At 61.2% G+C, this 18,298-nt stretch carries 22 protein-coding genes; 14 read left to right on the forward strand and 8 right to left on the reverse strand.

Annotation, left to right across the window (positions count from 1 at the left end):
* Positions 1-4 precede the first annotated feature (4 nt).
* The 3 genes from QMK31_RS00140 (at position 5) to QMK31_RS00150 (ending at position 3,235) form a co-directional block, all read left to right on the forward strand.
* The gene (locus QMK31_RS00140) at positions 5-1,426 is read left to right on the forward strand and encodes a flavin-containing monooxygenase (protein WP_283498948.1); all 1,422 of its coding nucleotides are present in this window, start codon (positions 5-7) and stop codon (positions 1,424-1,426) included.
* Positions 1,427-2,198: 772 nt separating this feature from the next.
* Positions 2,199-2,552, forward strand: coding sequence for a Cd(II)/Pb(II)-sensing metalloregulatory transcriptional regulator CmtR (gene cmtR, locus QMK31_RS00145; RefSeq protein ID WP_283498949.1), 354 nt, complete (start codon positions 2,199-2,201; stop codon positions 2,550-2,552).
* The gene (locus tag QMK31_RS00150) at positions 2,549-3,235 is read left to right on the forward strand and encodes a cation efflux transmembrane domain-containing protein (protein ID WP_283498950.1); all 687 of its coding nucleotides are present in this window, start codon (positions 2,549-2,551) and stop codon (positions 3,233-3,235) included. Before cmtR ends, QMK31_RS00150 begins: the two co-directional genes overlap by 4 nt.
* 6 nt (positions 3,236-3,241) lie before the next feature.
* Here the strand turns inward: QMK31_RS00150 and QMK31_RS00155 are convergent, their stop codons facing one another.
* Genes QMK31_RS00155 through QMK31_RS00165 form a run of 3 tightly spaced genes read right to left on the reverse strand, consistent with a single transcriptional unit; the run spans position 3,242 to position 5,861 of the window.
* A complete protein-coding gene (locus QMK31_RS00155) occupies positions 3,242-4,663 on the reverse strand; it encodes an SCO6880 family protein (RefSeq protein ID WP_283498951.1) in 1,422 nt (473 codons plus the stop codon).
* A gap of 39 nt (positions 4,664-4,702) precedes the next feature.
* Positions 4,703-5,563, reverse strand: a complete 861-nt coding sequence (locus QMK31_RS00160; protein WP_283498952.1) for a hypothetical protein — start codon at positions 5,561-5,563, stop codon at positions 4,703-4,705.
* 28 nt (positions 5,564-5,591) lie between these two features.
* On the reverse strand, positions 5,592-5,861 hold the full coding sequence (locus tag QMK31_RS00165; protein WP_502852115.1) for a DUF6112 family protein: 270 nt from the start codon (positions 5,859-5,861) through the stop codon (positions 5,592-5,594).
* Between the two features lie 111 nt (positions 5,862-5,972).
* On the opposite strand from QMK31_RS00165, the gene QMK31_RS00170 reads away from it, so the two are divergent.
* The 5 genes from QMK31_RS00170 to QMK31_RS00190 all read left to right on the forward strand — a co-directional run bounded on the left by QMK31_RS00170 (position 5,973) and on the right by QMK31_RS00190 (position 8,622).
* Positions 5,973-6,302, forward strand: coding sequence for a PadR family transcriptional regulator (locus tag QMK31_RS00170; RefSeq protein ID WP_283498954.1), 330 nt, complete (start codon positions 5,973-5,975; stop codon positions 6,300-6,302).
* Entirely contained in the window at positions 6,302-6,937 is a 636-nt protein-coding gene (locus QMK31_RS00175) for a DUF1700 domain-containing protein (RefSeq protein WP_283498955.1), read from the forward strand. Before QMK31_RS00170 ends, QMK31_RS00175 begins: the two co-directional genes overlap by 1 nt.
* 85 nt (positions 6,938-7,022) lie before the next feature.
* Positions 7,023-7,169 carry a hypothetical protein gene (locus tag QMK31_RS00180; protein WP_283498956.1) on the forward strand — a complete coding sequence of 49 codons (147 nt, stop codon included), beginning with the start codon at positions 7,023-7,025 and terminating at the stop codon, positions 7,167-7,169.
* An 822-nt stretch (positions 7,170-7,991) separates the two neighbouring features.
* The gene (locus QMK31_RS00185; protein WP_283498957.1) at positions 7,992-8,303 is read left to right on the forward strand and encodes a hypothetical protein; all 312 of its coding nucleotides are present in this window, start codon (positions 7,992-7,994) and stop codon (positions 8,301-8,303) included.
* A 46-nt stretch (positions 8,304-8,349) separates the two neighbouring features.
* Positions 8,350-8,622: a hypothetical protein gene (locus QMK31_RS00190; RefSeq protein WP_283498958.1), complete on the forward strand. Its 273-nt coding sequence runs from the start codon at positions 8,350-8,352 to the stop codon at positions 8,620-8,622.
* A gap of 151 nt (positions 8,623-8,773) precedes the next feature.
* Here the strand turns inward: QMK31_RS00190 and QMK31_RS00195 are convergent, their stop codons facing one another.
* From QMK31_RS00195 to QMK31_RS00210, 4 genes are all read right to left on the reverse strand, one after another.
* Positions 8,774-9,205 (reverse strand): bleomycin resistance protein, encoded by a 432-nt coding sequence (locus QMK31_RS00195; RefSeq protein WP_283498959.1) that lies wholly within the window; start codon positions 9,203-9,205, stop codon positions 8,774-8,776.
* A gap of 118 nt (positions 9,206-9,323) precedes the next feature.
* Positions 9,324-9,785, reverse strand: a complete 462-nt coding sequence (locus QMK31_RS00200) for a GNAT family N-acetyltransferase (RefSeq protein ID WP_283498960.1) — start codon at positions 9,783-9,785, stop codon at positions 9,324-9,326.
* Between the two features lie 217 nt (positions 9,786-10,002).
* Positions 10,003-10,587, reverse strand: coding sequence for a hypothetical protein (locus QMK31_RS00205; protein ID WP_283498961.1), 585 nt, complete (start codon positions 10,585-10,587; stop codon positions 10,003-10,005).
* Positions 10,588-10,635: 48 nt separating this feature from the next.
* Complete coding sequence (locus QMK31_RS00210; protein WP_283498962.1) at positions 10,636-10,728, reverse strand: DUF6112 family protein; 93 nt, start codon at positions 10,726-10,728, stop codon at positions 10,636-10,638.
* A gap of 7 nt (positions 10,729-10,735) precedes the next feature.
* On the opposite strand from QMK31_RS00210, the gene QMK31_RS00215 reads away from it, so the two are divergent.
* From QMK31_RS00215 to QMK31_RS00240, 5 genes are all read left to right on the forward strand, one after another.
* Entirely contained in the window at positions 10,736-12,199 is a 1,464-nt protein-coding gene (locus QMK31_RS00215) for an alpha/beta hydrolase (protein WP_283498963.1), read from the forward strand.
* Between the two features lie 812 nt (positions 12,200-13,011).
* Positions 13,012-13,206 carry an alpha/beta hydrolase gene (locus QMK31_RS00225; protein WP_283498965.1) on the forward strand — a complete coding sequence of 65 codons (195 nt, stop codon included), beginning with the start codon at positions 13,012-13,014 and terminating at the stop codon, positions 13,204-13,206.
* Between the two features lie 55 nt (positions 13,207-13,261).
* A complete protein-coding gene (locus QMK31_RS00230) occupies positions 13,262-15,175 on the forward strand; it encodes a S9 family peptidase (protein WP_283498966.1) in 1,914 nt (637 codons plus the stop codon).
* 106 nt (positions 15,176-15,281) lie between these two features.
* Positions 15,282-16,010 (forward strand): MerR family transcriptional regulator, encoded by a 729-nt coding sequence (locus QMK31_RS00235; protein WP_283498967.1) that lies wholly within the window; start codon positions 15,282-15,284, stop codon positions 16,008-16,010.
* Positions 16,011-16,255: 245 nt separating this feature from the next.
* Positions 16,256-16,852, forward strand: coding sequence for a small multidrug efflux protein (locus tag QMK31_RS00240; protein ID WP_283498968.1), 597 nt, complete (start codon positions 16,256-16,258; stop codon positions 16,850-16,852).
* Positions 16,853-17,000: 148 nt separating this feature from the next.
* On the opposite strand, the gene QMK31_RS00245 is transcribed toward QMK31_RS00240, so the two are convergent.
* A complete protein-coding gene (locus QMK31_RS00245) occupies positions 17,001-17,225 on the reverse strand; it encodes a hypothetical protein (RefSeq protein ID WP_283498969.1) in 225 nt (74 codons plus the stop codon).
* A gap of 239 nt (positions 17,226-17,464) precedes the next feature.
* Here QMK31_RS00245 and QMK31_RS00250 point away from each other — a divergent pair, with 239 nt between their 5' ends.
* On the forward strand, positions 17,465-18,271 hold the full coding sequence (locus tag QMK31_RS00250; protein ID WP_283498970.1) for a MerR family transcriptional regulator: 807 nt from the start codon (positions 17,465-17,467) through the stop codon (positions 18,269-18,271).
* Positions 18,272-18,298: the final 27 nt, after the last annotated feature.

Genomic DNA, 18,298 nt, shown 5'->3' on the forward strand with positions numbered 1-18,298 from the left:
TCTCATGACTGACGAACTTCCTACCCGCTATTTGATTATCGGTGCCGGTGTAAACGGCCTTATCGCCGCCCGCGCCTTTCTCCGGTACGGCATCGAGGTGGACATTATCGAGCGCCACGCCCGCCTCGGCGGGCTCTGGGACATGGACAATCCCGGTACGCCCATGTACGAAACCTGCAGCATGATTTCTTCACGGGTGGCGGGCGGGTTCGTGGGATACCCCATGTCGACTGACCTTCCGATGTATCCGCGCTGGTCTGACCTGTACGCCTATATTCAGGATTTTGCTCGCGAGTTTCAGCTGGAGCAGCTGTGCGAGTTTGGCCTGTCGGTGGTCACGGCCACGCCCGTGCAGACCGCGGACGGCCAGTACTGGGAGGTGCTGCTCTCCACCGGCGAAACCCGCAAGTATCGCGGAATTTTCACGGCGACCGGTGCGCAGTGGCAGCCCCTGGTGCCCAGTGTTCTCGGGCTCGAATCATTCACCGGCCGGGCCATTCACGCCAAGGAGTACCGCTCAACCGAAGAGCTTAAGGGCAAGCGGGTGCTCGTGGTCGGTGCCGGGAACAGCGGTGTGGATATCGCTTCCGACGCGGCTTTTCACGCGGAGGCCGCCTTCTTGTCTACCCGGCGCCCGTACTACTTCTTTCCCAAGCAGATCTTCGGCGTTGCCCTGCCCGACCTCTTCGACGGTCGGGCACAGATCACACCGCGGCCCTGGATGGAAGGCCTCGAACCCGCTGACTTTATGGACGTCGTGCTCTCGACCGTTGGCGACCTCTCGATCTACGGGCTGCCGGTACCCGAGGGTCCCGTTGGTGAAACCCACCCGATCGTGAGCAACACTGTGTTGCACGCCTTCTCCCATGGACTTCTCACCCGGCATCCGGATCTTGAGCGCATCGACGGCTCTACTGTGCACTTTCAAGACGGAACCTCGGAAGAAATCGACCTCATTGTTTTCGCTACCGGTTACGAGGTGCACTACGACTTTCTCCCCGACGGCCTCGTCGAGTACCGCCGCGGACACCCGCACCTGCACCTCGGCGTGTTCTTTCCCGGCGTTGAGGGCATCTATTCCGGCGGCACGCTGCACGCGGCGGTCGGCGCGGGCTGGACGGTCTTCGACTACTTCGCCAACTTCGCAGCAGCGGATGCCCACGCCACCCTCACCGGAGAAAACGCGGAGGGCTTGCGCCGCTTTCGAACCGAGTACAACCCCGACATGACGGCGGGCTTTCCCTTCGTTGATACTCCGCGCAACGAGAACCAGTACGACGCGCAAATGTTGTTGGCCACCATTCCGGATGCCGCGAGAAACGAATTTGGTATCTCCATGCCGACCGGATTCGACGACGAGGAGTTCTACGCGGCCCTGCCGCGGGCAAGTCGCGCGCCGGCTGTGGCAAGCGCAGCGGCGGCGTAGGCCGCGGCGCGCAGCAGGCCGCCTTCCTTCGCATCCGCTTGGCAACTTCGACATGGCCTGTTTATTCCGAGGTATCTCGTCGCGAAGACGACACTTCGGAATATACAGGCCTTCTCGGCGGGCGCTACCTTCGATAATCAGCGCATCCCGGACTCCCGGCATCTCGGCGGCCCGACGGGGCGGCATCTCGGCGGGGCGGCGGGCGCGCCCTGCTGGCTAGAAGCTTTCACTATGGGCGTCTGCCGACAGGTCAAGCGCATGGCGACAGCGACCTGTTTGTCGTCCCGCGGCAAACCCTGCACGATGACCGCCTTGAACGCGCACTTGTGAGCGAGGCAACCGTCCTCGCTAAGCAGAATCTGCGTTCGGGTGAGGTGGCAGAGTGCATCCGTAGGGTCAGTTCTGCCGTGGACTGTACGGGCTGTTGCATGTGAAACGGTATGGAACTATCGAGCAGAACGTTGTGATCCGAGTTCCCTGCCGGGTGCGCAGGCTTTTCTATGCCGGAAGTGTCGATACTCCGTCGGAATCGTCGGCTGTTTTGCCAACTCGACGTGATCCGGCGCTCGCATCAGCCCCTCGATCTCTGCTCGGTTCTCACGCAGCGCCTTGGCATCAGGTCGTATTTGCCGCCGATGCTGCCTGTGGGTCGCGCGCTGGCTCCGGGCCGATCCCCTCGGGCACGATCCGCGCTAGAGAATGGCGCTGTGTAAGCCAGGAACGTCCCTTGCGGGCGGTGGTGATTGGTCAGCATCTGCTGTAATGTCAGTGGATGCTGACTATTGCCTCGCGGGTGGACGTTATGAACCGGTTGGGTCGAGCGATGGCTGATCCGACCAGGTCGCGAATCTTGCTCGTCCTGCTCGATGGTCCGGGATATCCGGGTGCGTTGGCGAGTGAGCTCGGATTGACACGGTCGAACGTATCCAACCACCTGTCCTGCCTAAGAGGCTGCGGAATCGTAGCCGCCGTTCCTGAGGGACGTTTGACTCGCTATGAGATCGCGGATGCTCACGTGACCAAGGCGCTGCTTGCCCTGATGGATGTGGTGCTCGCTGTCGATGACGGTGTCGGCTGCGTTGATCCGGCCTGCGACGTACCGCTGTGTTGCGGGACCGCTGAGTGAGCCTTCCTGCCGAAGACCTCGTGGTTGAGACCCAGCCTGACCGAACACAGATTCTCCGTCGCCGAATCCGGTGGATCGTTGCGGCGACCATTGCCTACAACGTGATCGAAGCGATCATTGCGATCGCGGCGGGAAGTGTGGCGTCTTCAGTGGCCCTCATCGGATTTGGCCTCGACTCTATCGTTGAGGTCCTCTCCGCGGCCGCAGTCGCGTGGCAGTTCGCGGCCCCCGATCCAGAGAAGCGGGAGAAGACCGCGCTGCGAGTCATTGCGTGGGCGTTCTTCGCTCTCGCCGCGTACGTGACCGTCGACGCCGGGCTGTCTTTGTTCGGTTTTCGGGAAGCGGAACACAGCACGGTCGGCATCGCGCTGGCCGCGGTCAGTCTTCTGGTGATGCCCTTTCTAAGCTTCGCCGAACGACGCGCCGGCCGGGAGCTGGGCAGTGCCTCGGCGGTCGCTGACTCGAAGCAAACCCTGATCTGCTCGTACCTCTCCGCCGCGGTGCTGGTCGGGCTGCTGCTAAATACCCTTTTCGGGTGGGCGTGGGCAGACTCGATCGCAGCGCTCGTAATTGTGGTCTTCGCCGTCAGAGAAGGCCTCGAGGCGTGGCGTGGTGACGCCTGCACAGTGCCCGTGGCTGCTCTGACTGGGGAACGCGACATCGACCACGAAGACTGCTGCTAAACCGGATCACACGCTCCGACACAATGGAAGCGCAGCGGCCGTGAACGCCTGGGCCTGTTGTCCCACCAAGCGGCGGGTCTCGCAGGAGCTTTGAATAGCGGCCTGCTCGATTGATGCGACGGCGGCTTCGAGCTCGTCAACCGTGGGTGCGGTCACGCAGATGAGGCCGGTGGTGCGCAGCACGCCGTGGCCGGCGGTGAGGTCGGCTTCTTGGTGCAGGAGGTCGTCGTATTCGGCGGTGGCGGTGGCATCCTCTATTTGGCCGATGCGGTTGCGCTGGTGGGCATCGCTGATCAGCTCGGTCTTTTTCTTACGAAGGTCGCGCGCGGCCTGGTCAGCGCGCACGGGCAGGTAATGCAGCGACACCGTGCGCTGGATGCCATTGGAGAAGACGAGCGGAGACAGAAAACCAGGGAACACCTGCGACCTCGGCCACTCGCTGATCCACAGCACCGCATGAAAAGCGGTGTCGGTCCGCAGGCGATCCCAGCTCTCGGCGACGGCAACAGGGCCAGCCGTCGCGAGGGATCGTCCAATCTGCGGATGCCGTTCCAGATCGACCGCGATAGCGGGGTCGTAGGCGGTTCGTAGGATCATGCCGAGTTCGTCGGCGGTGAGCCAGCTGCCGACGGTGAGGTCTGCGGCCCGCAGCGCCGCGGTGAGGGCGGTCATTTCTTGGCGCAGCACGGTCGCTGCGCCGCGGATGCCGCCGCCCTGCGTGCGCACTTGGCGGGCGGCAGCGGTGAGGTCGAGGGAGAGGGCAATCGTGGTCGCATGGCGTTCACCGGCCGGCCCGGCCCGCTCGATAAGGTCGCGGTAGGTGGATACGGCCCAACTGCCGTCGTTGATGCCGTGCCGTTCCCACCATTCAGAAAGTCCTGTGCCGGAATCGGGCAGCGTGCGTTCCGACACCTGCAGCCGTGCGATGCGCCCGGACCTACATGCACCGGCCAGCGCTCGACCCCACCCGACGACTCGTCGGTTCTGTTCGTCGGGATCGAGCAGCGCAAACGCCGAGTGTGAGACGGCGACGACGGCGGTCAGAGTGCGGGCGTGCGGGTCCTGAATCATGACCGCGCCCGTCTCCGGGTCGTTCCACTCACGCAGCGAGGCGGCATCGCCGGGAAGCGAGAGCGTGCCGATCGGGCGCGGGCGGGTGATGCGGCGCCGATAGGTGAGCTGTTCGTGGGCGGAGCGCCAGGTCCAGCGGGTGACGATGGGCATCCACTCGACTATTTTGCGTCCGCCGATGGGGATGACGGCAGTCAACGCCGCGAGGCTCCAGATCGGGCTGGTCCAGGCGATGCCGGACGCGTCTGTTGTGTAGAGCGCGGCGACGACGGTGAGCAGGGCGATTGAGAGCGCAATCAGTTGCGGCGCTGAGAGGCCGAGCAGGATGCCGCGTTTGGTTAGGCGCGAAAATTGCACCGGTGCGAGTCGAAAGTGGGGGGTGATCAGCGTCCATGACTATGCGTCCTTTTTAGCTCTTCCATGTGAAGCGGATGCCGTTACCGGTTCTCTCGAGGCGGGTGACGGGGATGCGCTCGGGGTGGAGCTGTCGCCGGCGTACTGGGTGTGGGCATCCGCTGTCTGCCCGACGGCATTGCCGACTTTTGGACCGGCTTTTGCGATAGCGCCCACGGCCATCACGCCGGCAGCAACGCCCGCGGCGGCGACTCCGGCACCGGCGCCGGCGACGGCTCGGGTCGATGCGCCAGCACTTGACGAACCGACCGCACCCCCGGCGGATAACACCGGCCCAACACCGCCTCCGCTCGAGGCGGTCGGCGGGGGAGTGCCGCCCGACCTCCCACCACAGCCCGGCCCGAGAACCTTTTTCGCGCTGTCCATCATCGGTGCGCTCGGCACCGGTATGGGCCGGTTCAGCGCGGACTTGGCTTCCTGCTCGCTGGACATGGCGTGGTACATGTCCAGCCCGACAAAGTTGAGGAATTTGTACGTGATGTAGGGCGCGAAGGCGGCGATGAACATCAGCACGATGCCGGCGATGGGGTCGCTGACGGCGGCGAGATCGGCATCGATTGGCGCCGATACCTGGGCCACGGCCACCAGGAAGATGACGACGAGGACGAGCTTGACGAACACGGCGACGCCGAAGAGCGCGTTATACACGTCGACATACGCCGGGTCGGTGAGGTCGACAAGGGTGGTCGTGTCAAAGACAGCCCACACCGACTCGAACAGCCACGCGGCTGCGGACCCCATCGATTTCGCGAGCCAATCGAAGGGTGCCGCGACCAAGGAGGCTGCGCCCTGGCCGACGGTTCCGCAGACCTCAGCGACCACGGGAACATCGCACACGCTCATCTGTTGTCCCGATCTTCTCAGAGTCGGGTTAGACGGATTGGCCGACGTTCCAGAAGAAGTTGATGAGCGTAACGGATGCGCCACAAACGATCGCGGCGCCGCACGACGCGAGCACGCCCACCTTGCCGCGCGAGGCGAGATGCGGGTTGGACGAGTTCGACCCAAAGCCCCACACGATCGCCGAGATAATCAGGGCGAGCACGCTGAGGATGAGGCCCACGGTCATCACCGCCCCGACGATAACGCGCAATTGTTCGATGCCGGGAAGTCCCGTTCCGTTGGGGGTGATGTCGATCATTGGATGCTCCCTCATTCGAATTGTGCGTACGAGAGGGAGGTGCGCGCGGTGGCCCGGGGCTGCCGCGTCAACGACTATCGCTATCATTCGGTGCATGCTATCTTGTGATGCATGGTAGTTGGTTTGAGTCCGCAGCTGCGACGCGGTGTTGTGGAGTACTGCATCCTGGGGCTCATTTCATCGCAGCCGATGTATGGGTGGGAACTCGCCGAGCACCTTCAACGGGTCGGCCTCATCTCCAGCATTGGCACCCTGTACCCAACACTCACTCGCTTGCGTGAGCGAGGCGCCATTCACGTGACTGAGTCTCGCCAAGGCGTTGGACCCGTGCGCAAGTACTACACCCCGACTGCCTCAGGTGAAACTGAACTCAATCAATTCCGGAAGGACTGGGCTGAGTTGACGTTTCAGGTCGGCATAATCATGGACAAGGACGAATAATGAATGACTCCCAAAGTGCCTCTCCTGTGTCGGCGTACCTTCGCAGCCTCGATAACGAACTTGCTCGCGTTTCCGAACCCGTGGCATCTCAAGTGCGCGACGGCGTCGCGGAGGAGCTGCGTTCTCTCAGCCCCGAAGTCGCACTAGAGCGAATGAAGCAGCTCGGCGATCCTGCGCACATCGCGTATGAGGCACAACGTGACTCAGCAGATCTCAATAACTCTCCAGCCGCTGCCGGGCGTTCACGCGCGTATGTAATCGTCACGGCGGTGCTCGTTGCGTTCGGTGGACTGGTGGTGCCGATAGTCGGATGGATCGCTGGAATCATTTTGCTGTGGCTCGGGAAGGCCTGGAAACCGTTCCAAAAGATTGTCGCGACAGCGGTGCCCCTGCTGGTAATTGTGGTCGGGGGCGTTTGGGGATGGTTCATGCCGACCACATCGACTGCCAACCAGTCTCCGTCCAGTCGTGGCTCAGGATTCGATGCTCCCCAAATGGAGGACTTTACGATCGCAAACGCTCTTCCGGCGCTGACGTGGTGGCACGTCGTCCTCATCGTCCTCGCAGTCAACGTCGTCATCGCAATCTGGATCCTGCGTACCGGGCTGAAACATTCATCGCCCGCTCGAGAATAGAAACTCGTCGTACCAAAACCCATGGGATAGATCCGCTCACGGGAGCCGAACGACAGCCCGAGCGATCGTAGGACGCGGCAGTTGTGTGAAGACATCCACAACTCGGCTTGATAATCTGGAGGAGTCCGATACTAAACCAGGCGGTGCACTCCTGATCGGCTTCTTCGAGGGGGGTGTGGTTGACACGTTTGATTATGCCGACGTCGATCCGCTGGACCTCACGGGCGAGTAGATACAAACGAGTTCGAAACGGACAAATTCTTACCCGTCAGCAACTGTCGCAGATGAACAAATTAAAGTTCCTTGGATACCCCCTGCTGACTTCACAAGGGCCATTTATGGGATCGGCTCCTAGGCCGTGCCGATCGAGGATACCCCTTTGTGCTCGGGGGAATCGCAGGGTGACGTCGCCCAGATGGAATCCGGTGTCACTTTTTATAGAGGTTGCGCCCGCTGTCTCGTCCGCCGCTCAATCTTTTGTGCCGACGCCGCTGAGCAATTAGGGCCGAGTTGAGTGATCCCTAAGCGTTCTCACTAGAGCGAATTGAGTTAATGGCCGCTGACGCCTACCGCTCTAAGAATCCGGCAACCAGCGGCACAACCGGATTAAACTGCGCTCCGCTAGCGCTGATAGCCATCAGGATAATCACTAAATTTGTATTCTTTTGTGAAGCTGCCTTGAGGTTTGGCAGTAGACAGCAAGATCCAAATTTGTCCCTCGTGCGGGGATACTGTTAGTGTCGCTACAATACTTGCTGGGACATAGTTCTGGGATACCAATGAGGTTCATCCTCATGAAATCAACTTAGACAAGACCCAGGAGTACTTTGTGAAAAACCGTTACATCATCGGTACTGGATTCCTCATGAGCGTGAGCCTTTTTGTCGGTGTCGGGGGAGCAGCGCAGGCGATTCCTTCGAGCGCGACAGAAGTATCGACTACAGCACGGGCAGAACTATCCGCGGCGTCCGCGGATCGGGCGTTAGCCGCTGAGTTTACGACAGTCCTGGAGCTCATCATGTCGGTGCCAGACAGTGTGCTTCTTTAGGGCGACATGGCGACAGTCGCTTGGTTCAACGCTAACGCGCTTACGGGGACCAACGCTGGTCAGCTGTCTGCGAAAATAAGTATTTTCGGATGCGCCGCGGCGATCTCAGTGGCCATTGCAGGGGTTGCGTTCCCGGTGGCGAAGATCCTGAAGATCAAAAAGCTTCTCGGTAACGTCGGTGGAGTCACCAAGGCCGTCAAACTGCTTTGGGGCGCCAGCTTCAACTATGAAAAGGTACAGGCAGTAGGCGGTGCGTTCGCGGCCTTGGGTGCAGAACTCTTCGGCATTACGTCAATCAGGGATCAGTGCTTCAACTGATTCTCCCCTCGCCAAAGAGACACATAGATAGAAAAAGGAGAGTGTCATGAAGAAATGGTCTCGAGCAATTGCGCCCATCATTCTTTCGGTGGCTGCCTCTGTGGCTGCTTTCGTGTTTGACGATCTTTTTGTTGCTTTGGCGCTTATTGCACTGGCTCTGATGGCTGCTTTCGCTTTACCTTCGGTGCTCGGTAGTGTCTCACGACGTTCTGCGACGGAGGATGTTGACGTCGCCAAGGTGAAGGCCTACCGGCAGGCGCATACGAACTCGACGATTATGGAGGCCATTAACGCAACCGATCGGCCTGCACAGAGCTGAACCCCGTGTTCGGTCGTGTTTGACCAACGAATCCTGCCGGCGAATCACGGTGCGCCTGAGAAGGCGACGAACACCTAGAACACGGTGGCAGCTCGGGGTCGGGCCGCTAGATATTTAGGGAATGGGGTTCGGCGCTGCGATCTGGCGCGGATTATCGGGCCAAAGGTCGGCGGCCTTGAGAAGATTGGAAACGAACGAGGTAGCCGTCGGGGTCAGTAACGAGGAACTGCTCAACGCCAGCTTCCTCGTTTCCCATTCGGTACCACTTCGTTTCTGGCTCCATAAGGAGATCTATCCCGGCATCCGCCAGAGCCGAAACCAGTGGAGTGATGCTGGGGACAGTGATCTGAAAGTTAATTCCTCGACCTAAGGGTGCCTCGAGGGGGCCCGTGATCCAGTTTCGACCGATTCCGATTTGCTCCAGCATGAGGTGTGCAGAACCGAGTGAAATGTAAGCGAAGCGATCCTCGAGTCTCAAATAACGAATGTGAAAACCGCACACGTCTCGCCAAAAGACAAGGCTGCGCTCAACGTCGAGGACCAAGAGTTCGGGAACAAGCGCCGAATCGAAGGTTTCAGCCATCGGCCTAGTCTCGCACCAATGAAAACTATTCAGCTCCACCGAGCGCGATCAGTGTTCCGACATTTTTGTGAACAAAAAGGGACTCAGCGTCGCTCAGGAAAGATTATGTAAGCGTTGCTTAGCCAAGCTCTTTTCGAAACCAGTGGTTCGCGTAGGGGTCGGCGTTGTGTGCTTCGCCCTCGATGAAGCCAAGAGATGTGTAAAGGCCCCGCGCCTCAACGAGGTCCGAGCGAGTGTCCAACCGCAACGTCATGAGCCCCATGCCGATCGCCCTGCGCTCCAGGTCCTCCATGAGGAGCTTGCCCACGCCATGGCCTCGTTTCACGGGTGCCACGTACACTCTCGTCACCTCGCCGATACTGCCCGGCCGAATACGCATTCCTGCGCATCCGAGAACCGTCGAGCCCTGGCATGCCAGTAGCAACAGCCCGGTCGGCAGGGCTAGATCATCGCTGGAGTATGCGGCCTGAGCATCCAAGACCTCTTGTCGGGTGGCGGGGCGCCCGTAGTAGCGACCCACGATGTCCTCGTAGTAACGGAGAGATACCTCTAGGGCATCCGCGGCTGTGGGCAACGTCACGCAAATGCGGATCGGCTAAATACAGCTCATGAGATAAACCCTATTGTGGGAGTGGCTAGGCAGGGACGACTGTTTGCAGAAGTTCACGTTCTTCTAGTGATGTCTTGAGCAAATTCTCTTTGCCGCAGGAACGATGCAATCCAGAGGCTCACTGCCGGCTCGCCCACCCAAATGAGTGCTCTGCCTGAGTCTTAGATGGGTGCGCATGACTAGAGTTCTACACACCTTGATTCAAACGGATGCGCACAATCCAACCCGCGATCAAACCGTGGTGCGGTTGCACCGGCCAGATGGACGTCACCGTGTGCACGACGGCCGCACCGTGCTTGGGGACGCGCGCAGTTTCTGAAGGATCACTGGATGGCACGTACTCCACCGAGACCTGATCGACGCGCACGACGACGCCATTGACTACTGTCCAATCGGGAGAGCCTAAATCTCTAGTGGCCTCGGCGTACATGTCGAGTTGCAATGGAACGACTCGACGGTCATCAAAAAGTCGCGTAATCCAGTCGTTGTCCATGGGTATGAGCTTCCATGTAGTCGTTTCGGTCAGCGACACCTGGAAATTGTATTCTGCGACTTGCCATTGAGTGAGCCACACGTCGACTTCGTCTGCAGCCGGTGATTCGGACACGACACCAGGCTCGACAATTTGCAATGGAGCGGTAATGAGCGGGCTGTAGGTTCCCGCGTACACGATGGGATTGTACGCCACCCAGCCGGTTCGGTTCTGGTCGTTTGGCGGAAAATCCGATTCCCGCGCTTGGCGAACGCGGTCGTCGCAATTATCCATGGGCACTTTGTGAAGCCTACGTCACAGGTCCAAGCTTGGCGTAGGACTCCTTCGTCAAAGACTGGAGCCAACATCGAGCAAAAAGTTGACCCAGGCGACACCGCTGCCCGCCAGAGCCGCCGCTCCAACGGAGACCCAAAGTCCCATCCGGGCCTTGGGTACCCTGCTCGCTGGAGGCTCTGCGCTTCTCCTGCTGCTGGCCGGATGTACGCCCACACCAGCCAATCATGACTCCACGGCTGGAAGGGAGCGGCTCGACCCGTTCCTCAGCCAGAAACTCACATTCGAGGAGTGCGACGACAAGGCCACCGGCGGGGTAGAGGGCGGATCCGTCGCGCGCGCCGAATGCTCGAGACTGCTGGTGCCCGTGGACTATGCGGACCCCGACGGGGAGACTGCGAACATCGCTGTCCTTCGCGTTCCGGCGCGGTCCGACGATCCCACCGGGTCGATACTGGTCAACCCTGGTGGGCCCGGCTCCGGTGGAACATCCATGGCATTGATGCTCGCAGAGACCTGGACGTCCACGGCGTTGACGAATCGCTTCGACCTGATCGGCTTCGACCCTCCTGGCGTCGGCGCTTCCACACCGGCGATCGCCCGTTACAGCGACGCTGAACGCGAGGGGAATGCACCTTTGTTCTCCCCGCTTTCGGGTGCCACCGAGTGGGAATCCCCGGGCGCTGAAGCATTCGTCGACCAGTGTGCAAAGCGCTCAGGCGGGTCGCAGGTCCTCGCGCACGTGGGTACCCGCGACGTGGTTCGCGATATGGACATCCTTCGGACCGTGCTCGGCGACGAGAAGCTGACCTACGTCGGAACGAGCTATGGCACTCGGCTGGGCGCGGTGTGTGCCGAGATGTTCCCCAAGAAGGTCAGAGCTCTCGTACTCGACGGACCGCTCGACCCGAGCGCAACCAAACAGCAACGGCGGGTATCCCAATTCACCGCGATGCAGGGTTCTTTCGACGGGATGGTGGAGTTGTGCGTTCAGCAGGCGGACTGCCCGCTCGGCACTGATCCTTCGAGGGCACTGGACACCTACCTCGAGCAGATACGAGACCTCGACGAGAACCACGCCCCCACGGCGGACGGTCGCGTTCTGACAACCGCCGATGTCACAGACGCCGTATTCGCAGGCCTCTACAGCTCGGCGGTATGGCCGACGATCATTGCCGGGCTGGCTGAACTTCGAACCGGAACTGGCAACCTGCTGATGACCTGCCGCGATCTGTACCACGAGCGCGCCGCTGACGGCACGTACTCCGACGCCTACGAAGCTCTGGTCGCGATCAACTGCGTCGACGATGACCGCGGCACCACCGTGGAGGCGAGCGATGTCTGCGCCACCTGGCCAGGGCACGATCCCGTGCAATTCGACAGAAGCGCTGTGCGTGACGATCTCCCGGAGACGTTGGTCGTCGCTGGCACAGAAGACCCCGCCACGCCCTACGAGGATGGGAAGGCGCTTGCGAGCGCCCTGGACGAACTCCTCCTCACTGTCAAATCCAGAACGCACGGATCCGTCTTGATGGGGAGCCCCTGTGTCGAGCAGGCCATCGCCGACTATCTCATCGACCTCACACTGCCAGCGAAGAACGCGCGTTGCTCGATCTGACGGTCGCGGATGTAGTTCAGTGGCAAGTCGGAACAAGTGGTCTTATTCAGCTGTCGAGAGCCGGAATGCTCGTCCCAACGCACTGCGGATCGCCCGCGGTGAACCCCAAGCGCTGCAGCTATCTCTCGACGAGGGCCGGAGTCTCGAAGCGCCCGAGGACGTGGTGACGCTCACCGCAGACGTTATCGTCGAGGCCCCTCGAGCCCGAACCGTCACGCTGGCGGCGCTGGCTGGGATCACAGCGGGAGCAACTCAGGGGTCATAGCTGGACCTTCACAAATTCCGAATGGTCATCGCAAGCTTTACCTTCAGCAGGTTTGCACTCTCGTTCGACAGCCACTCAGGCTGGTCGGGATGTCCGTCGATGTATACATCAGGCACGAAGGTCTCCTAGCCGCCGATGATGATCATGATGAGCAGATTTCGAAATCCTCCAATCCTGCAGCTCACATCGAAGGGCCCAAGAGTCTTCCGTCGCAGCGTCGTCGACAGTGCGTGCGGTGAGAGGACGCGGTCGGACTTGACCCTGCCCCGAGGTCATAGTCTCTAATGGTCCATATGGTTCCCCGAGCCACTCGCTCGAGTTCCCCGGGTGACCAAACGAGTTCGCCGAAATCAGTAGCCACGGTGCCGATGACGGTGTCGCCCCAAGACCAAGGAGAACAGATGCCGACCAAGAGCGCTCACCGAAGCAGACACCAAGGCGCTCGTCGATAGGTGCGCCGAAGGATCGGGAGGTATGGAGGCCCTCGCGAGCGTCGGTACCCGCGCGAGACCAGGAGATCAATCACGAGACCGCGATCGGCGGTGTCATGGGCGGCTTGTACTCGCCCGAGTCTTGGTCGCGCATCATCGCCGGTCTGCAGGACGACAGCACTCTTCTGACGGTCGAAGGTGACGGCCACGCCGTCGTCTCATCGGGCGCCAGTCCGTGCGTCGACGAGATCGCCACGGCGTACCTCATCGACCTCGCATTGCCAGAGAGCGAGTTGTCGTGCACGCTGTGACGCGCTGCCTCGGCCGTCGAAACACCATGAGCACCTATCTCGAAGGAGTACCAGCATGCACTCGCACCTGAATCATGAATCCCCTCCGCGCCTGATCGACGTCGAGGAGTTCTTCTCAGATCCGGAGTTCGCCAATCCGTCGATTTCACCAGATGGAACGCGGATTGCCTACCTCGCACCAGCACACGGACGACGCAACGTCTGGGTTCGGGGAATCGACGATGACCATGCCGTTGCTGTCTGCGTGACTCATGATGAGCGACGCGGCATCACTACCTACTACTGGGGTGACGACTCACGCTGGCTCCTGTACCTCCAGGACTCCGACGGCAATGAGGACTGGCACCTGCACAGGGTCGACCTCAGCAGACCAGACGAGCCGGCCGTCGATCTCACGCCTCTGCCGCCCGGATCGCGTGTCTTCGGCGCGGACCCGTTGCCGTCATATCCGGGAAGCGTGCTCGTCGCTATGAATAGGCGAACGGCCGCGATCGACCTGTTCCGCATCGATGTGGCAACCGGTGAGACGACTCTGCACCATGAGCAGACCGATCCGACGGAGAACGTATTGCTCGACCAGAACGGATCGCCAGCGTTCTCCACCCGTATGACCGTGGACGGCACGGTTGAGTTCTCGGCTATCGATCGTCGCTCTGGCGAGCGGAAACACTTGCTACGGATGGGAGGTGCCGAGTACCCCGTGGGCGTGCAGCCACAGTTGGTCACTCCCGACGGGGCAGGCCTTCTGCTCGGCGCGTACGGTGACTCAGATAACCTCCGGCTGATCCGCATCGATCGCGACACCGGAGCAGAGACGATCATCGCGGCCGTCGAGGGCACCAGCCTCGATATCCTGGGAACCATGGCTCCCGCGGTCCTGCCGCCCACCGTTTTCACGAGCCGCCGCACGGGCGAGGTGATCGCCGCCCGGTTCATCGGCGACAGGCCACATATCGAAGTGCTGGACGAGAGTTTTGTTGAGGTTTATGCAGCGTTGTCGAAGCTGTCCGACGGGGTACTTGGTACCGTCTCCTCCGACCAGGCAGAGCGCCGCTGGATCGCAACATTCATCGACGATCGCGACCCGGCGAGCACCTGGCTCTACGACCACGACACAGGCGAAAGTCGCGTACTGTTCCGCCCTTATCCGCACCTGGAACCACCACACCTCGCACCGATGAAAGCGGTCGACTTCGCTGCTCGCGATGGCCTCCCGTTGCACGGATTTCTCACCCTTCCCGTCGGTGTCGCCCCCGAGGATCTCCCGCTGGTCCTCCTGGTACACGGGGGCCCTTGGATGCACGACACATGGGGCTACAACCCGCAGGTGCAGCTCCTCGCCAACCGAGGATATGCAGTGCTGCAAGTCAACTTCCGCGGCTCCACAGGCTACGGGCGACGCCACACCATCGCCGCCGTCGGCGAGTTCGCACGGACGATGCACACCGACCTCATCGACGCCATCGATTGGAGCGTCGCTCAGGGGTACGCAGACCCGCGACGTGTCGGCATTATGGGCGGATCGTATGGAGGCTACGCCGCACTCGTCGGCACAGCGCTCTCGCCGGATCGCTTCGCAGCAGCGGTCGACTATGTAGGCGTCTCCGACTTGGAGAACTTCATGCGCTCTCTCCCGCCATTCACCAGACCTTTCATGGCTAACAGTTGGTTCCGGTACGTCGGCGACCCCGATGATCCCGCGGCCGCAGAGGACATGCGCTCACGATCGCCCGTCACGATGATCGACCGGATCACCACACCCATGCTGGTTGCACAGGGCGCCAATGACGCCCGGGTCGTCCAGGCCGAGTCGGACAACATAGTCACCCCGCTGAGAGAACGAGGCGTCCCCGTGGAGTACATACTCGCCACCGACGAAGGCCACGGTTTCGACAACCCAGAGAACCAGGTCCGTCTCCACCGCGCCATTGAACGTCACTTCGGTGTGCACCTCCGCGGCCGTCAGTAGTCCACATCCGGCGCGACATGCTCAAATGATCCCTAAACCATGCCTTATGGCATGATCGTGAGCAAGTCGAGCCGGATTATCGCCGGCGTGGCGGAGGAGTCTCACCATGGCGTGGAGCACAAAAGAGCTTGCCGAGCTAGCGGGTACGACGGTCAAGGCGATCAGGCACTATCACGAGATTGGACTCCTTGACGAGCCCTCCAGAGCGTCGAACGGTTACAAGCAATACGAGGTTAGGCACCTTGTGAGTCTGCTGCGAATCACTCGGTTGACGGACCTCGATATGCCGCTCGCGCAGATCGCGGCGATGAGGAGGTCCGACGTCGACCCGGATGCCGCGCTCCGAGAACTGGACGAGGAACTGACGGTCACCATCGCGCGGTTGAGTCGCGTGAGAGCCGAGCTATCCCTGCTTCTCGGCCAGCAATCGTCGGCGGATATGCCGGCCGGTCTCGGCCCCCTCGGCGCGGATCTGTCTGAGACGGATCGGTCTGTCTTGCTGGTCTACTCCCGGGTGTTCGGCCTCGCAGAGTTGCGCGATCTTCGCCAGAACCTGGTCGACATGAGAAAGAACCCCGCCGCTGGGGAGTTCGACTCACTTCCACCCGATGCCGACGAGGCGACACGTCAGACGCTCGCGGAGCAGTACGCGCCACAGCTAAGTGCTCTCATCAGTCGCTACCCCTGGATGCGCGACCGCGGATCGCGAGCGTTGCGCGGTGAGGCATTCGCCGAACGAACGATCAGCCAGGCCATGGGCGACCTCTACAATCCTGCCCAGCTCGACGTCTATGACAGAATCCGCCGGCTACTGCAGAACGACCGGGCCTCCTAAGCGGCGTACGGATGCGGCGTCGGCACTTGACTGTGCCCGCGTGTTTGGAGCGTATTGGCGCGCTGGCCGAGCGGCTCATCGTGGAGTGCGCGCTGAGAAAAGGTGGCGACACTTGACCCTGCCCTGAGGTCATGGTATGTAGTGGTTTATAGGGTTCCCGAGCCATTCGCTCGAATCCTCGGCTGAACAAGAGTTCGCCGAACCGAGTCGCTCCTAATCGACTCCTCAAGATCATGGAGAACACTATGTCGATTGACATTTTCGGCCCATTTCAAGACCTCTTCAGTCAGCTGCCGGAGTATGTTCAGCCACTCCTCGTCGCCGCCCTCGGAGCTATTCCGTTCATCGACGAGGCCGCTGCCAGTCTCGGTGTGGTCGCAGGCATGCATCCGCTTGTCGTCTTCACGGCGAACGTCGTCGGTAGTACCGTCGCGGTCGTGCTGGTAGTACTGCTTGGCTCACGGGTGCGTGAAGCTGTCGTCGCTCGCCGTGCGCGCCGCGCTGTCCCGATCCCCGTTCCCGAGTTGGTTTCGGTCGCGTCAATGTCGGGAACGACAGGTGAGACCCACCTGGCCGAGATGTCGGTTGTGCCACAGCAGCAGGAAGTCAAAGAGGAGTCGAAGGGCAAGAAGCGGCTGGCACGGTGGATGACCCGATACGGCGTCCCTGGCGCCAGCGTGCTCGCCCCGGCAGCGCTCCCGTTCGCTCTCACCGCGTTGTTCTTCATCGGCGCGGGCGTCAGAAAACGGTGGGTCATCTTGTGGCAAGTGATCGCCATCGTGCTCTGGTCCGCGGTCGTCACGTTATCGGCGACCCTTGCCGTCGCCGTGTTGGGCGGCTGACATTGCTGAGCACGGAGAGACTATGACTCTGGCCCGCCCGCACCTCAACGAGGAATCGCCGAAGCAACCGGTTGAACTGGTCCCCACACGCGCTTGACCCTGCCCCGAGGGCATGGTCTTGAGTGGTACCGCACGCAAAAGCGACGCCTCATTCATCGCCATCCTGGAGATACATCATCCGATTCCTGGCAAACCGTTCCAACTCATTCGCGGCGATCTCCGCGCGTATGTCATCATCAACGCCATCGCGTACGGCTTCGTCATCGCTGGATTCGTCGCTGCAATGATTTTTCCCGAACTGGGCCGCGCGGAAGTCGCCGACCTGGAAACTAGTGGAGCGGCAGACACGGTCCGGTCGCACGGAGTGCGGCATGAATCATCTCCTCTCGGAGGCTGCACTGCAGGTGATTCCGCTGTTGCTCATCGCCGCCTTCCTGGACCGGCGAGTTGCAAATGATGTCATGACGGTGCGTGCCTAACGGTGGCACCGCTGGTCTAACATGTTCTCCCACCGAACGGCACGTCCAGCACCATCAGCTTGACTATGCCCCGAGGACATGGTCTTGACTAAGCGATGTCGGCCAATCCGCCGACCGATGAGAAGGAGTGAACGTGGCCTGGAGTACCAGCCAACTAGCGGAACTTGCCGGAACGACCGTCAAAGCGGTCCGGCATTATCACAAGGTGGGTCTCTTGGAAGAGCCCGAGCGAAGGACGAACGGCTACAAGCAGTACCAGGTCTCGCACCTCCTACGACTGCTGCAGATCTCCCGGCTCGCGGAACTAGGCGTTCCACTTGCGGAGATCGCGTCGTTGGGCCGCGCGGACAAGGATCCCGACGAGGCGATCCGCGTGCTGGATGCCGAACTGGCCGTCACGGTTGACCGACTGCAGCGAATTCGCGCGGAACTTGCGCTCATCTTGCGGCATCGCTCACCAGCTGAACTGCCGGCAGGATTCAGCGAAGTCGCGGGCGAACTGTCCAATGCCGACCGCTCGCTAGTCATGATCTACTCTCGTGTCTTTGACGAATCCGCGATGGAGGAACTGCGCCGGTCAATCAAGAGCGAGCCCCGCACCGCTGTAGACGACGAGTTGGAGGCGCTCCCGCCCGACTCAGATCGGACAACCCGGCAGCGACTGGGGGAGCTTCTGGCTCCGGCTATGGCTCGGCAGCTAGAGCAATCATCGTGGCTGCGCGACCCTGGCACGAAAACACTTCGGGGTCCCGTCGATGCCCAAACCACCGTGACTACCGCGCTGAAAGACCTTTACAACCCGGCCCAACTCGAGGTGATGTACCGCGCCCACCTCATCAGCACCGGAGCCACCGAAAACCTTGCGGCCCTCGAAGCGGCGCTGGACGCTGAGGCGCCCGATGCATCGGGACTCCCGAACCATTCAGCGGACGACGGCTGACATGAACACGAGGCGAAGAAGGACCTC

It is taken from the genome of Cryobacterium sp. PH31-O1, from assembly GCF_030063455.1.
Classification (GTDB): Bacteria; Actinomycetota; Actinomycetes; order Actinomycetales; family Microbacteriaceae; genus Cryobacterium.